Below are 14,858 nucleotides of genomic sequence, written 5' to 3' on the forward strand. Positions count from 1 at the left end.
CACGCTAGTCGCCATCGCCACGACTGAGAGTTTGATCATGCCGAGCAAGATACTTCGCCCCATTTTATTGATCGCTGCTTTGATGATGCCAGCATCCGCCGTCGCACAGTCAGAAGGCCGAGGGGAAGAGTTGGTCGAAGATGTATGCGGCAGTTGTCACGGTACGAACCGCATGGCGAGAAGTTCCGGCTATACGCGTGAGGATTGGCGTGTTCTGGCGTCTACCATGGTTGATCTGTCCAGAAGTCCGGAAACCGAGGCGGAGATTCTCGACTATCTTGCAGCCACATATCCACCCAGTGAAAACCGAGCCTCAACACCCGTAAATGGACCGCTGTCCATACGGTTTGAGGAGTGGCAGGTGCCGACTTTGGGGCAGCGGTCACGCGATCCGGTAGAGGCGCCTGACGGCAGCATTTGGTGGGTCGGTCAGTGGCTCGACATATTGGGCCGGCTGGATCCTGAAACCGGTGAGATGGAAGAGCATCGGTTGCCAGCCGGGGCGCGACCGCATTCGGTGACAATCGGGCCTGACGGAGCGGCATGGTACACCGGAAATCGCAACGCCACGATCGGTAGATTTGATCCTGCAACTGAGCAGATCACGGAGTTCGTAATGCCGGACGAGGCCGCACGCGATCCCCACACGGCAGAGTTCGACGCCAATGGAATTCTCTGGTTCAGCCTGCAGGGCAGCAACATGATCGGACGATTGGATCCGGCTACCGGCGAAGTCCGACTGATCCGGAGTCCCCGTGAGAGGTCGCGTCCCTATGGGGTGAAAATTGCAGCAGACGGCACGATTTGGGTGGCCTGTAACGGGGCCAACTGTTTGTTGCGGGTCGATCCAGACACGATGGAGGTCACCGAAATCACTCTGCCTGAGCAAGGCACAACGGTCAGGCGGCTCGATATCGATCGGGACGGACTAATCTGGTGGGTCAATTCGGGTCTGGGGCGCTTGGGGCGCTATAATCCGGAAAGTGGTGAAATCACGGAATGGGCCTCCCCGAGCGGACCCAGTTCACACCCTTATGCGATTGCCGTTTTTGACGATGCGATCTGGTATAATGAAAGCGGCGTGCGCCCTGACATGCTGGTGCGGTTCGAACCGGAAACCGAGACCTTTCAAAGCTGGCCAATTCCTTCGGGACCGGTCTATGCGGGAATCCTTCGCCACATGCGAACCAGCCTGGATGGCAGCGCATTGCTGATCCATCAAAGCGGCACAAACCATATTGCCAGGGTTACGGTCGACCGCACGGACGCGGCCCGCTGAGGGTTTGGCGACCTGATTCCGTCTGACGACGGGATATCTTCAACGGACAGCCAGCGCCCGTATCACCCCGCGAATTTCCGCCAGGCCTTTCATTCTGCCAATGGCTGAATATCCGGGATTGGTTGGGTGGTGGACATCATCGAGCATCAAATGGCCATGGTCAGGGCGGATGAAGATTTCGCTCTGTCCGGCGGCTTCATTGTCCAACAGTTGCGCAATGATTGCGACCATATCGACGTCGCTGTCGAGATGGCTCGCTTCGAAGAAACTACGCTGGTTTTCGGGATCGCGTGTGACGCCGCGAAGATGCGCAAAGAATATCCGATCTGCATAGCGATCTGCCATTTGAGGCAGATCATTATCGGGCCTGCTGCCATAGGTTCCGACACATAATGTCATACCGTTTGCCGGACTCGGAATATCGGCAAACAGCTTATCGAGATCATCCGCCGTGCAAATGATGCGGGGCAAGCCAAACATGTCCCATGGCGGATCATCCGGGTGGATGGCCAGTCGAACGCCCGCTTTTTCTGCATGCGGTGTCACCCGTGCGAGAAAGGAATGGAGATTGCTCCTCAGGGTCGCGTGATCGATGCCGTCGTACCGGGCCAGCGCGGTTCTAAAGTCTTCGAGCGAATAGGCCTCTGTCATCTTCCCCGGCAAGCCGGCGATGATTGTTCGGGTCAGCTCGGCGATATTTGCCGCTGTCATCGACTGAAACTCACGCTCGGCCCGATCGATTTCTGCTGTAGTGTAATCCAATTGCGCATTGTCGCGTTTCAGAATGAACAGATCAAAGGCCGCGAACTGGTCTTGGTCGAAACGCAGCGCAAAGGCGCCGCTCGGCAACCGATATTTGAGGTCGGTCCTTGTCCAATCGATCACCGGCATGAAGTTGTAGCAGATTGTTGTGATACCCTCGGCGGCAAGGTTTTCGAGCGTCGCAATCCAAGCATCGACATACTGATGATGCCCAGCTGCTGCACATTTTATGTCATCATGGACAGGGATGCTCTCGACAACGGTCCAGTGCAGCGGTGCTCGCGCGTTAGAACCATCCTCGATCAAAGCCTTGTGCGCAGCTATGGCTTCACGAGGCCAGACCGCGCCGATCGGCACGTCATGGAGCGCGCTGACAATGTCCGTTGCGCCGGTTTGGCGAATGTCGTCCAGACTGACTGGATCATTGGGCCCAAACCATCGCCAGGATTCACGCATGTCCTCGCCCTCCGTTCAGCTCGCCAGCATCACAAACAATCCCTGATATCCCATATAGCTGGTGATTAGGGAGAAGAGAAAAATCGCGATAAGTCCGCAATTTGTCGCTGGGCGGAAACGATGTTCGCCCATCAGATCGTGGCGATTGCCCAGATAGACTATGCACGCGACTGTGAGCGGCAAGAGCACCACATTGAAGGCCTGAGATACTATCATCACGAACACTGGCCGGGCATCGAATAGCGGAACAACCAGGCCGAGCAATGAGATCAAAAGCACCATTATCCGATATTTCGGAAGGGTCATTTCGCGCGGTGCGTTCTGATAGTCGCACAACAGCCAGGGCAGCATCAGCACATTGGGAAATTGTGATGACACACCGGCCGCCACAATACCGATGGCAAAGATTGAGACTGCAAACGCGCCCGCTAACGGTTCCAGCAAACTGATCATCTGGGATGGTCGATCGAGGCCGACCCCGGCAATATAGAGCGTGCCTGCGGCTGCCGACATTATTGCAGCGCTGATGACAAACATCATTATGGCCGCAAACAAGGCGTCTCGACGCTGTTGCCGTGCATCGCCGATCGTCCAGCCAGCTTCTTTTACAAGAGTCGTGCGAATGATGAACAAGCCGGAAAACAGAGTCGTCCCGACCATCGATGCGATCAGGAGGAGGGGGCCTCGGCCATCGCTTTCCGTGTCCGCGATATCTGGAACTGATGGAACAAGGCCGCTCACCATGTCTGCCAGCGGCGGCATCAGGATAAAAAAGTTCAAAACGAAGCTCGCCGCCATGATCGCAACGATCACGGCCAGTGCGCGCTCAAATACTTGCGTGCGTCCATTCCAGAATATCAGATAGACAATGCCTATGAAGAGGGCGGCCCAATAGATGGGTGCAATTCCACCTTCGATGATTGTCTTGGACCATTCATAGCTGATTTCGGCGATGATCCCCATAACGCCCATCACGCTGCCACTGACACCAGCGGTGAGAGCAACAATGAAGAAAATCCCGATCGCCGGGTGAATATGACGGCGAAACGCCTGTAGGGCTGTTTCACCGGTGACCAGTGTGAACCGGCCATACGCGTTGATCATCAGAAATGTTGCGACACAGGACAGCATAACTGTCCACAGCAATGACATACCATATGTAGCGCCCGCCTTTGCCATGGTTGTGACGCTGCCCGTGCCGATATTGAAGCCGAGCAGGAATATTCCGGGCAAAAACAATGGCACCCATGCAAATAATCGACGTCGAGCAACAATCGCCATGAGTCCTCCGTGCGGAAGGTCCGCCTTAGTTGGTATATTGGTATGACCAATTTGGTGTAATAGGTGTGCAATATAGGTTGACATTTGTCCATGCCAGTCTACTGACCCACCAAACAAACAAGAAAAGGCGATGGGGAGTTTGCCATGGGTTATTTGAACGGGGGCGTAGGCCTGACCGGAAAGAAATCACGTATTCTTGCGGGATTGCTGGCGGGATCAGCGCTGTCATTGGCGCATGGGACAGCCATCGCACAAACTGACGAATCGGTGCCAGAGGCGAACACTGGCGATGACGTGATTGTCGTCTCCGGCATCCGTGGTTCGCTACTCAGCGCTCTGAATGAGCAGCGGAATGCGGACAGCCTTGTCGAAGTCATCCAATCCGAAGATATCGGCAAGCTGCCAGATCAAAACCTCGCTGAGGTGCTGGAGAATATTACAGGCGTCCAGATTACCCGGACAGCCGGTGTCGGCACCGGGGTCCAGATCCGCGGTACCAACGAGAACCGGACTGAAATCAACGGTGTCAGCGTTCTGTCTGCGGGCACGGGTCGCGGCGGTATCAACTTCGAAGATATCAACGCAGCGATCATTTCGTCGGTCGAAGTGATCAAGGCGCCGACGGCCGGAACAATTGAAGGTTCGGTTGGTGGCACCATCAATCTGCGGACGATCCGCCCACTTGATTTGCGGGACCGCTTGATCGCTGGACGTATTCAAGGTGAATATAGCGAGCTCTCTGAGAGCGTGACGCCGAGAATTTCAGCCAGTTTTGGCGACAATTGGGAAACCGGCACCGGCGATATCGGGTTTGTGCTGGCCGCAAGCTTTACCCAGCAGGAAGCAACGTCGTTCCGTCCTCGCGTCGACCGCGATACCCTCATCCCGGGTGGTGGATCGGTTACGGCTGCCGGGGCTCCGGGGCCGACCACGCCCTATCAGGGCATCCAGTTCCTGAACCAGGAACTCGAGAATTTCGAATATCAAACCTTCAACTTTGCGGGCTCTGTCGAATGGGCTCCGACCCCAGAACTGCGTCTCTATTTTGATGCATTTGTGAACAGTCAGGAGCGTCGCCAGGATAGTTCGCGTATTCAGGCGTCCGGCGTGAGCTCGCTCCGCTTTAACAACGTTCCCGATACGTTTGAGACGATCAATTATGGCACGCTCGACGGGGTAAATCTGGGTAGCATTCAAGCGGCCCTGACCGGCACCATCCAGCCAAATCTGGGCGTTGACGATGATGACCCGAACCTGCGCTTTTCGAGCGATACAGGTGCACGCATTACTGACAGCGATGTGTTTGTCGTTGGTGCGGACTGGGAGAGTGGCCGGGCGCACTTGCGGGTAGAGGCGTCAACGTCAAATGCGGAGACGGTCAATCCGAATCTGAGCACGACGTTGAACTTTATCAACCCAAATCCGCTCACGCCTCTGGATGGCACGAGTAACGATAACAGCGTTCCGTTTATCTATGACCTTACCGGTGGAGCGCTTACCTTCGGTGTCGATTTCGCATCGCCATTTGCGCCAACTGTCGCTGACCTTCTCAGCCCGAGCAATGTGGTGCTGGATGCTGTCACCGTTGGTCGCAATAGAACCGATAACAGTGAACAAGCCTTCCGGGTCGATTTTACATATGATTTCGAAGACCTAATCCCGGGTGTCACATCGGTCGACGTCGGCTATCGTTACAATAACAGTTCGAGCGTTTTTGACCTGGTCCGTTCTACCTTCGGTACAGGTGCAATCGCGAACAGCCCAAATGGTTCGCTATTTGCTAGCCTGCTTGTCCCTGGACCCAGCAATTTTGGCGATTTCGACGGCCGGACGCTGGCTTTCAGGAACTTCCTGCTGGTCGATCCGAACCAGGCCTTCTCCGATCCTACCGGAACATTGCGGACCTTGCAGGCTGCGCTGGATTCCACCCCTGGTGGTCAAGCTGCAATTGCTGGCGGTGGTCGATTGCTGCGTGATCCAACATCGGATCCGGCAGGCTTTTTCGACATCGAAGAGGAAACACATGCCTTGTATGGGCAGGTGAACTTCGAGTTTGGCCGTATCCGCGGCAATGTCGGGCTTCGCTGGGTCGATACGAGCATTAGTTCGTTGGGCAACAATGTTGCCGCTGGCGTGGTTACGCCGGTAACGGCCGGCGGTAGCTACACCGAGCTGCTACCGCGCGTGAACGTGGTTGCAGACATTACTGACGATCTGGTCTTCCGCGCCAGCTGGACTGAAGATCTCAATCGTCCGGATTTCAATGATCTGTCTCTGTCGGTCAATTTCCCGACAGGACCGAACAATGCGGTTGCGCTTGGTAACCCGAATCTCGCACCGGAAACGGTGACGTCATTTGACGCGTCGCTCGCATGGTATTTCGCACCTGCGTCTGTGATCAGCGTCGGTGTCTTCCATAAAGAGCGGTCGAGCCTGTTCGTTACGCAAGTCGAAGATGTTGCCTTGGATGCCAATGGCTTCCGCGACATCACGGCACCATGTGAAGGCGGCGGGATTTTCAATCCGCTGCCCGATCGCAACGTGCTTTCGAACATTCCTGGTAACGGTCTGTGCGTACCGCTTCAGACGATCATCAATGATACGGCCAATACCACCCAGACGGGTATTGAGGTCGCATTCCAATATGATCTGTCCCAGTTCGAGAGCGCGCTCGGCGGCTTCGGCTTCCTGTCCGGTTTCGGCGTGATAGCAAACTATACCTATCAGGACTTTAGCGGTGGTGAGGCGACGAACTCATCATCTTCTCGCGGGACACCGATTCTCGAAGCCAGCAGCGGCCTCACCGGTCCATTTACGGCGGTGCAGGGCCTGCTCGATTTCTCGCAGAACGCGTATAACGTAACGCTCTACTACGAGAAATATGGGATCTCCGCTCGGGCACGTTACACGTGGCGTGATGCCTTCCGGACCCTGGATACGGCCGGTGGCGCTTCGCTCAACAGTACCTTGGGCTTCCCTGTCGTGACAGAATCGAGAGGACAGCTGAACGCCAGCATTTCCTACGATGTTACTGACTGGCTCAATGTCGGGGTGGAGGGCGTTAACCTCACCAAATCCCGGATCACCCAGTCTTGTGTGAACTCAGGCGCACAGCTGTGCTTCCAGGGTCTCCCGGATCGCCGGATTACGTTCGGTGCGAGCTTCCGGTTCTAGGTGCCGCACTGGCCGGCAACCGAATATGGGACGGTTGCTTTTGCGACAGGCTTCGCTGTTACGACAGCGAAGCCTGAGCAGCCTCAAATGGTCGCTGGAGTTTCGATCGGTAATTGCCTATCCACTTTTCCAAAGTGGACTAGGCAACCGGTGGTAAGGTGACGGATGAGCAGCAAGAGACTCTACCAATCTGTAGCCCAAAAGATCGGCAAGCTGATCGACGATGGCGTATATTCTCCCGGTTCTCGCTTACCGGGCGAACGGGAGTTGGCAGAACAGCTCGGCGTTAGCCGGGTGACAATCCGAGAGGCCGAGATCGCCCTTCAGGCTGTTGGGCGGCTCGAAATCAAGACTGGTTCAGGCGTATATGTGCGCGAGGCTCCAGCCGGAGATACCGAAAAATTGCCGACCGCCAGCGCGTTTGAGGTCACTGAAGCGCGATTACTCGTAGAGTCTGAAGCTGCCGCCCTGGCGGCCCAGAACATCACGGATGAAGAGATTGAGCAGCTTGAACATCTTATTGATCTGATGGGTGAAGCCGATCACGAAAGTGCAAATGAGGCAGATGAAGCCTTTCACCTGACCATTGCTAAAGCCTCCAACAATACCGCTCTGCTCCATAATATTACGTCCTTGTGGCGAATGCGCGAAGATCTTCCCGATGTGAAGGCCACCTATGAAGCCGTGTGCGTAGACGACGCACAGATGCGGTCAGACGAACACCGCGCAGTGTTTGACGCATTGAAAGCCCGGGATTCTGCCGGCGCGCGCAGAGCCATGCGGGATCATTTTCACCGGTTAATCGAAAATATGCTGGACACCACCGAGCAGCAGGCTTTGGCCGAAGTCCAGAAACAGGCGACGGAAAGTCGTGAGCGTTTCCTCGCCGCGGCGAAGATGCGCTGAGCCTAGCCAGACAAACTGGTATGACAATTTTGTAAAACTGGCATAGAATATTGGTTGACACACCTTGTCGACCCGATATGGTCTTCTCGATAAGAGGGGAGTTGTTTTAGGATGTCTGTGAGGTTGCTCATTTGGCTGTTCGCGCTGTGCGCGTTGACGTCTCCCTTGCACGCAGAAGATCTTCTTGTCCGCAACCAGGATGAATATGCGCAGGCTCTGAGCCGGATTTCGGCGGGCGATACAATTGTTCTGGCAGACGGTGAATGGCCGGATTTTGAAATGGCGGTGACCGGGTCAGGGCGAGCCGAGAGCCCGATTACCGTTCGGTCGGAAACGCCCGGCTCAGTCGTCTTGACGGGCCAGTCCAATCTCCGAATTGGCGGCGAGCATATTGTCGTTTCGGGGCTCGTTTTTCGGGATGGCTACAGCCCCACTGGCGATGTGATCGCATTCCGGCTGGACAGCGATACGCTCGCGAACAATTCGCGCGTTACGCAAACTGTCATCGACAATTTCAGCAAGCCCGATCGCAATGAGACCGATTATTGGGTCGCGATCTATGGCAGCAACAACCGGTTCGACCACAATCATCTCGAGGGCAAAACCAATCGCGGTGTAACTTTGGCCGTTCGCCTGAACACGGCGGAGAGCCGCAACAATAATCACCGGATTGACCATAATTATTTCGGGCCGCGGTCCGTCCTCGGCTCCAATGGCGGCGAGACGTTGCGGATCGGGACGAGCCATTATGCAAGCTTCGATTCCAACACGATCGTTGAGAATAATGTCTTTGACCGGACTGATGGCGAGGTTGAGATTATTTCCGTCAAAGCCGGTGGCAATATCGTTCGCGGTAACCTGTTCCTGCGGTCGCGCGGTGCGCTGACCCTACGGCATGGCGACGGAAACCTCATTGAACACAATGTCTTCCTTGGGCATGGCAAGGATCATACGGGCGGGATCCGGGTGATCAATCGCAATCAAACTGTCCGTGAAAACTATATGGAAGGCCTGCGCGGCTTTGGTTTTTCGAGCGCAATGGCTGTGATGAACGGTGTGCCCAACTCACCGGCCAATCGGTACGTTCAAGTGCAGAACGCTCAGATAGAGCGCAATACTATTGTCGATAGCGCGACAATCTCGCTCGGCACAGGCGCGGACGAAGAACGCTCCGCGCCGCCAGTCGACAGTCGGATGACGGCCAACGTTCTGGGTGGGATAGAGGATCAAACCTTTATCGAAGTCGATTCCGATATTTCCGGAATTGAGCGTGCCGACAATGTCATCATTGCAGGTGAACTGGACCCGGCGCTTGCCGATATCCAGCGGGTCGAAACCGAAATGCACCGCGCGGACAACGGGCTTCTCTATCCGACAGATCCGGCACTTGGCGCTATTGGTGTGCCCGCTGATCTAACCGTCATCTCGCTCGAAGACGTGGGCGTTGATTGGTATGAGAAACCGGCGCCGGCACAGCTGTTTGCTTCCGGACGCGAGATCGAAGTTGCTGCGACCACGGCGGCTTTGCTCGAGGCAGTCGCACAGGCCGAGGACGGAGATGTCCTGGCGCTTGCACCGGGCCGCTATCAGGTAGATCGGACACTTGGCATTGATCGCGCGCTCACTTTTGTCGGCCGCACTGGCGACGATGGCGAGCAGGCTGTTTTGACTTTCTCGCGCCCGTCGCTTTTCGAGATACAGCAAGGCGGGAATCTGCGGCTCCAATCTCTGGTGATCGACGGGTCGGCATCTCCGGACTCAGTCGGCAATTCCGTCATTCGTACCGGCATTGCTCCGATCCGCGGGAATTTCGTACTTGAGCTCGAGTCCGTCAATGTCCGTGGCCTCACCGTCAATCGCGATTTCGACGTGATCTATCTCGGTCCCTCAACATTGGCAGACCGGATTCATATCACCAACAGTCTGTTTGAAGATATCACCGGCACAGTCGTTTCCGCGGCCGCAGAAGCCGATGATCAAGGCCGTTACAATGTCGAATATCTCGATATTGAAAACTCTATCTTCCGAAATGTTCGTGGCGCTCTTGCTGAAGTGTATCGCGGGGGCAGAGATGAGAGCACATTCGGCCCGCATGTTTCCATTCGCCATTCGATCCTCGAGAATGTTGGCGAGGCAAGCGACCTGTCGTTGCGGCTTCACGGCGTTCAAGAGACCGCGATTAGCGAAAACCTGGTTACTGGATCGGCGGCTCTTGGCATCACCCATACGGTTGGCAATCCCCGCACGGCGGTGCAGCGCAACGTCTTTACAGATACGCCAGAACCAGTCCTGACCGAGCTGATTTTCCCTGGGGAGCCCCGGGTCGAGATGCGTGACAATGTGTTTAGCGAAAGTGAGAGCCAGTGAAGAGGGCGCTGCCTCTCATTCTAGCAGCTGCAGCTTCGGCTGCGGCTGCGCCCGCTATTGCGCAAGATACGGCGCCGTCCGGGGCGGTACAGGCCCCGGATGTCCCGCCGCTATTCGCTGCCGAAACCGCAAGAGCGCGCGAGTTTGTCGATGAGATGATTGCTGCGGGGATTACGGTCCCGGTTCCAGCAGATCCCGGTGGCGGTTACACGCATGAACAACATAAGCGCAATTTTCGCGCGATGTTTCTTGCAAGCCACCTTTACAATCTGAGCGACGATCAGCGTTATTTCGTCTTCGTACGTGACATGCTGCTCGAATATGCCGATCTCTACCCGACGCTTGAAGACCATCCCGCGCGCAGCAATCAGAATCCGGGTCGCCTGTTCTGGCAGGTGCTCAATGACGCGATGTGGCTGGTCCATGCGATCCAGGCCTATGAGGTTATCCGCGACGATCTGGATAGCGAGAGCCGCGATCGGATCGACAATGATGTCTTCCGTCGCGCAGCCCATTTCCTGTCCGTTGAATCCGAAGCAACATTCAACCGCATTCATAACCATGCGACATGGGCAACGGCTGCTGTCGGGATGACCGGCTATGTTCTCGGCGATGACGAGTTGGTCCGCCGCGCGCTTTATGGCACGCAAGGCGATGGTGAATCTGGCTTTCTGCGGCAAACCGAACTGCTCTTTTCGCCAGACGGATATTACACTGAAGGGCCCTATTATCAGCGATTTGCGCTGTTGCCGTTCATGGTTTTTGCTGGGGCGATTGAACGCAATGAACCGGAGCGGGCGATCTTCGAACATCGCGACGGCATTTTGCGCAAGGCGCTGCTGGCAACGATCCAGCTGACCTATGGCGGGTATTTCTTCCCGTTCAACGACGCGATCCGGGACAAGAGTCTTAACACCGCCGAGCTCTATCAGGGCGTTGCAATCGGCTATTCGGTAACCCGCGATCCGAGCCTTCTCGGCATCGCTCAGTTCCAAAATCGAACGATGATCACGCCGGCCGGCCTTCAAGTCGCAGAAGCGATTGAACAGGGCCTTGCCGAGGAATTCCCATTCCGGTCGATGGTCTTGCGAGATGGACCCAATGGTCAGCAGGGCGCGGTCGCAATCATGCGCAATGGGAGCGAGCCTGGTCATATGGCGCTGGTCGCCAAGAACGCCTCCCAAGGCATGGGTCATGGGCATTTCGATAAGTTGAGCTGGCAGCTCTATGATAATGGTCACGAGATCGTCCGCGACTATGGCGCCGCGCGGTTCCTGAACATCGAGGCCAAGGAAGGCGGCCGCTACCTGCCCGAAAACGAAAGCTGGGCGAAACAGACGGTGGCTCACAATACGCTGGTCGTTAATCAACAGAGCCATTTCTATGGCGACCGCGACCTCGCGGACCAATCCGCGCCGACCCAACAATGTTTCGGCGTCGACGACGAATTGCAGTTCAGCGTCGCATCGATTGATGACGCCTATCCCCGTGAAAGCGTAACGATGGAACGCATGCTGGCGATGGTCGAAATCGACGGTCTATCGGCTCCGATCGCCTTGGATGTCTTGCGGGCTCAAGGAGACGGCGCGCTCCAATTCGATCTGCCGCTGCATTATGCCGGTCATATCATGCGGTTAGGCTTCGATGTCGATCGCAACACGGCAGGCCGACCGATCCTCGGCGATGCAAATGGGTATCAGCATATTTGGGTCGATGGCCGCGCCAGGCCTGACGGCGAACAGAGCCTGATGACCTGGCTGCTGGATGGCCGCTTTTACACCTATCGCTTTGTCCAGTCTGGCGAGCTTGAAGTCATTCTGGGTGAAACCGGCGCCAATGATCCTTCATTCAATTTGCGCCGCGAACCGATCGCGATCCAGCGCGTCAGCGGGACCGATCGCGCAACATTTGTGAGCCTGGTCGAACCGCACGGCCTTTATGATGGCGCGACCGAACAAACGATTGATAGCGATAGTCAGATCGCATCACTGCACCACATTCGATCGGGGACCACTGACATTGCTGTGATCGAAACGATCACCGGCGCACAAGTCGCTGTCGCGGTGTCGTGGGATAGCAATGCTGAGGCCGAGCACAGCGCCACCGTCAACGGCCAAGAGCTACGCTGGCAAGGCTGTGTTGCCCGCATCTCGCTTTCTCGAGGGGAGAGTTAAGATGGTCGTTTTGAGCAGCAATAAGAGCGCGCGCTTTATCCATGCTGATGCAACGCCAGTTGAAGATCTTGGCGATGGGATCCGCCGGCAGTTACTGGGATACAACGACGATTTGATGGCCGTGCGGGTCTGGTTTGAAGAAGGCGCTGTCGGAGAGGCGCACACCCATCCGCACAGTCAAACCAGCTATGTCGAGAGCGGGCGCTTTCTCGTCACGATCGATGGCGAGGAATCGGAACTCGGCCCGGGCGATGGTTTTTTTGTAGCGCCGCATGAAATGCATGGCGCGGTGTGTCTGGAAGCTGGCGTGCTGCTGGACATGTTTAATCCCGTGCGCGCTGATTTTCTGGGCTTGGACGAGGCACAATCATGAATGGCAAACTACGGTGGCTGATTGTCAGCCTGGTCGCGCTTGCAACCATCATCAATTATATCGACCGCGGCGCACTGGGTTTCTTGTGGCCTGAGATTTCCAGCGAACTGGGCCTGACCGAGTTTGACTATGCGATCATCCTCAATGTGTTCACTTTCGCCTACGCCTTTGGTCAATCGATATTCGGCAAGATCTTCGACTGGATCGGAACGCGACTGGGCTTCGTCTTGTCAATCGCGGTTTGGTCCGCGGCGACCATGCTCCACGCCTTGGCAAGCGGACTGGCGAGCTTCGCTGTGTTTCGCGCGCTGCTTGGCTTGTCTGAAGCCGGCAACTGGCCTGGGGCGACCAAGGCCAATGCCGAATGGTTTCCGATCAAGGAACGCGCCTTTGCACAAGGGATATTCAATTCCGGTGCTGCGATCGGCGGTATCGTCTCGGCGCCTATCGTTGCCTATCTCTTTGTCTTTCTCGGTTCCTGGCAAGCAACCTTCATCACCATAGGTGGGATTGGTTTTCTTTGGCTGGTGCCATGGCTGATCGTCTACAAAAGCGGGCCAGATGCGCACCCCTGGATTTCTGAGGAAGAGCGCCAGTTTATTCTCACCGGTCAGCGCAATACGGAAACCGACGAAGTCGCTAGTTATGCGCCGAGCACCAAAGAGATCCTCTCCCACAAAGAGAGTTGGGGCGTCATATTGGCGTCGGCCTTCCTCGATCCGATCTGGTGGCTGTTTGTTGGCTGGCTGCCTATCTATCTTGCCAGCACCTATGGGTTCGGCGTTGCCGAGATCGGGCAATACGCCTGGGTTCCCTATGTCGGCGCAATGTTCGGTGCCTGGTTTGGCGGACTGTTGGCGCAGAACCGCATCAAGGCTGGCTGGTCCGTTAATGCGACACGCAAGGCGGTCATCAGCCTCGGCGGTGTGATCATGCTGGTCTCGCTCTTGGCGACGACACAGGCTGCGACGCCAATGTTCGCGGTGCTGCTCATGGCTGTGATCCTGTTCGGTTTCCAAACGGCGGTCGGGAACATCCAAACCCTTCCGAGTGATTATTTCAGCGGTGAATCCGTTGGTACCTTGGCAGGATTTGCCGGAACCGCCGCGAAACTGGCGGTTGTCGGACTCAATTTCTTGATCCCGGTGATCACCGTCAATTCATACGCACCGGCATTCGTTGTCGGAGCAGCGCTTGCAATTCTTACCGTTCTTTCAGTCCTGATTTTCTGTCGGGACATAAAACCACTTCAACCAAATGCGGCCTGATGCGGCCAGCGCGATACGTCCAACAGGGGGAATAGAATGACCAGACTAGCCGGAAAAGTGGCAATCGTGACCGGGGGTAGCCGAGATATCGGCCGCGCCGTCTGCGTCAAATTGGCCAGTGAAGGTGCCAATGTCGTCGTCAACTATTTCAACAGCGAAGAAGATGCTGAGGCCACACTTGCCGCGATTAGCAAGGCAGGCGGCGGTGCGGCTATCACGGTGAAAGGCGATATGACCAAGGCGGCCGATGTCGCTGCGCTGATTGATGCCAGTCGAGAGGCGTTTGGCGATGCCATCCATATCCTCGTCAATGTCACTGGCGGTCTGGTTGAGCGGCGGACTATCGAAGAAATGGACGAGGAATTTTTCAACTATGTCATGCAGTTGAATACAACCTCCACATTCCTCGCGACCAAGGCAGTCGTGCCGCACATGCCAGAGGGCGGTGCGATCGTGAACCTGGCCTCTCAGGCGGGTCGCGATGGCGGTGGGCCAGGAGCGTCCGCCTATGCCGCGTCAAAAGGCGCAGTGATGACCTTTACCCGCGGTATGGCAAAAGAGCTGGGGCCGCGCGGCATTCGCGTCAATGCCCTGTGTCCTGGCATGATCGCGACGACATTTCATGATCGTTTCACAAAAGACGAAGCGCGCCAGAACACGGCAAATGCAACACCATTGCGTCGGCAGGGACGGGCAGAAGAAACGGCGGATGCCGTCGTCTATCTTGCCTCGGACGAGGCATCGTTCATCACGGGTGCGAATGTCGACATTAATGGCGGCCTCGCTTTCTCCTGATCCGATGAGGGATATACTGTGAA

At 56.2% G+C, this 14,858-nt stretch carries 10 protein-coding genes; 8 read left to right on the plus strand and 2 right to left on the minus strand.

What is annotated here, in order from left to right:
• The first annotated feature begins 82 nt into the window (after nt 1-82).
• A complete protein-coding gene (locus HFP51_RS00400; RefSeq protein ID WP_176873799.1) occupies nt 83-1,279 on the plus strand; it encodes a cytochrome C in 1,197 nt (398 codons plus the stop codon).
• Between the two features lie 39 nt (nt 1,280-1,318).
• Here the strand turns inward: HFP51_RS00400 and uxuA are convergent, their stop codons facing one another.
• Both uxuA and HFP51_RS00410 read right to left on the minus strand, forming a co-directional pair.
• Nucleotides 1,319-2,497, minus strand: a complete 1,179-nt coding sequence (uxuA, locus tag HFP51_RS00405; protein ID WP_176873800.1) for a mannonate dehydratase — start codon at nt 2,495-2,497, stop codon at nt 1,319-1,321.
• 15 nt (nt 2,498-2,512) lie between these two features.
• On the minus strand, nt 2,513-3,742 hold the full coding sequence (locus HFP51_RS00410) for an Nramp family divalent metal transporter (protein WP_218135314.1): 1,230 nt from the start codon (nt 3,740-3,742) through the stop codon (nt 2,513-2,515).
• A 180-nt stretch (nt 3,743-3,922) separates the two neighbouring features.
• Between HFP51_RS00410 and HFP51_RS00415 the strand changes: the two genes are divergently transcribed.
• The 7 genes from HFP51_RS00415 (at nt 3,923) to HFP51_RS00445 (ending at nt 14,835) form a co-directional block, all read left to right on the plus strand.
• On the plus strand, nt 3,923-6,952 hold the full coding sequence (locus HFP51_RS00415) for a TonB-dependent receptor (RefSeq protein ID WP_218135315.1): 3,030 nt from the start codon (nt 3,923-3,925) through the stop codon (nt 6,950-6,952).
• 165 nt (nt 6,953-7,117) lie between these two features.
• A complete protein-coding gene (locus tag HFP51_RS00420; RefSeq protein ID WP_176873802.1) occupies nt 7,118-7,858 on the plus strand; it encodes a FadR/GntR family transcriptional regulator in 741 nt (246 codons plus the stop codon).
• 117 nt (nt 7,859-7,975) lie between these two features.
• On the plus strand, nt 7,976-10,225 hold the full coding sequence (locus HFP51_RS00425; protein WP_176873803.1) for a polysaccharide lyase 6 family protein: 2,250 nt from the start codon (nt 7,976-7,978) through the stop codon (nt 10,223-10,225).
• The gene (locus HFP51_RS00430) at nt 10,222-12,399 is read left to right on the plus strand and encodes an alginate lyase family protein (protein ID WP_176873804.1); all 2,178 of its coding nucleotides are present in this window, start codon (nt 10,222-10,224) and stop codon (nt 12,397-12,399) included. Before HFP51_RS00425 ends, HFP51_RS00430 begins: the two co-directional genes overlap by 4 nt.
• Nucleotide 12,400: 1 nt before the next feature.
• Entirely contained in the window at nt 12,401-12,772 is a 372-nt protein-coding gene (locus HFP51_RS00435) for a cupin domain-containing protein (protein ID WP_176873805.1), read from the plus strand.
• Nucleotides 12,769-14,040, plus strand: a complete 1,272-nt coding sequence (locus tag HFP51_RS00440; protein WP_176873806.1) for an MFS transporter — start codon at nt 12,769-12,771, stop codon at nt 14,038-14,040. The genes HFP51_RS00435 and HFP51_RS00440 overlap by 4 nt, the downstream gene beginning before the upstream one ends.
• A 36-nt stretch (nt 14,041-14,076) precedes the next feature.
• Nucleotides 14,077-14,835 carry an SDR family NAD(P)-dependent oxidoreductase gene (locus HFP51_RS00445; protein ID WP_176873807.1) on the plus strand — a complete coding sequence of 253 codons (759 nt, stop codon included), beginning with the start codon at nt 14,077-14,079 and terminating at the stop codon, nt 14,833-14,835.
• Nucleotides 14,836-14,858 lie beyond the last annotated feature (23 nt).

Origin of the sequence: Parasphingopyxis sp. CP4 (genome assembly GCF_013378055.1) — a bacterium.
Classification (GTDB): Bacteria; Pseudomonadota; Alphaproteobacteria; order Sphingomonadales; family Sphingomonadaceae; genus Parasphingopyxis.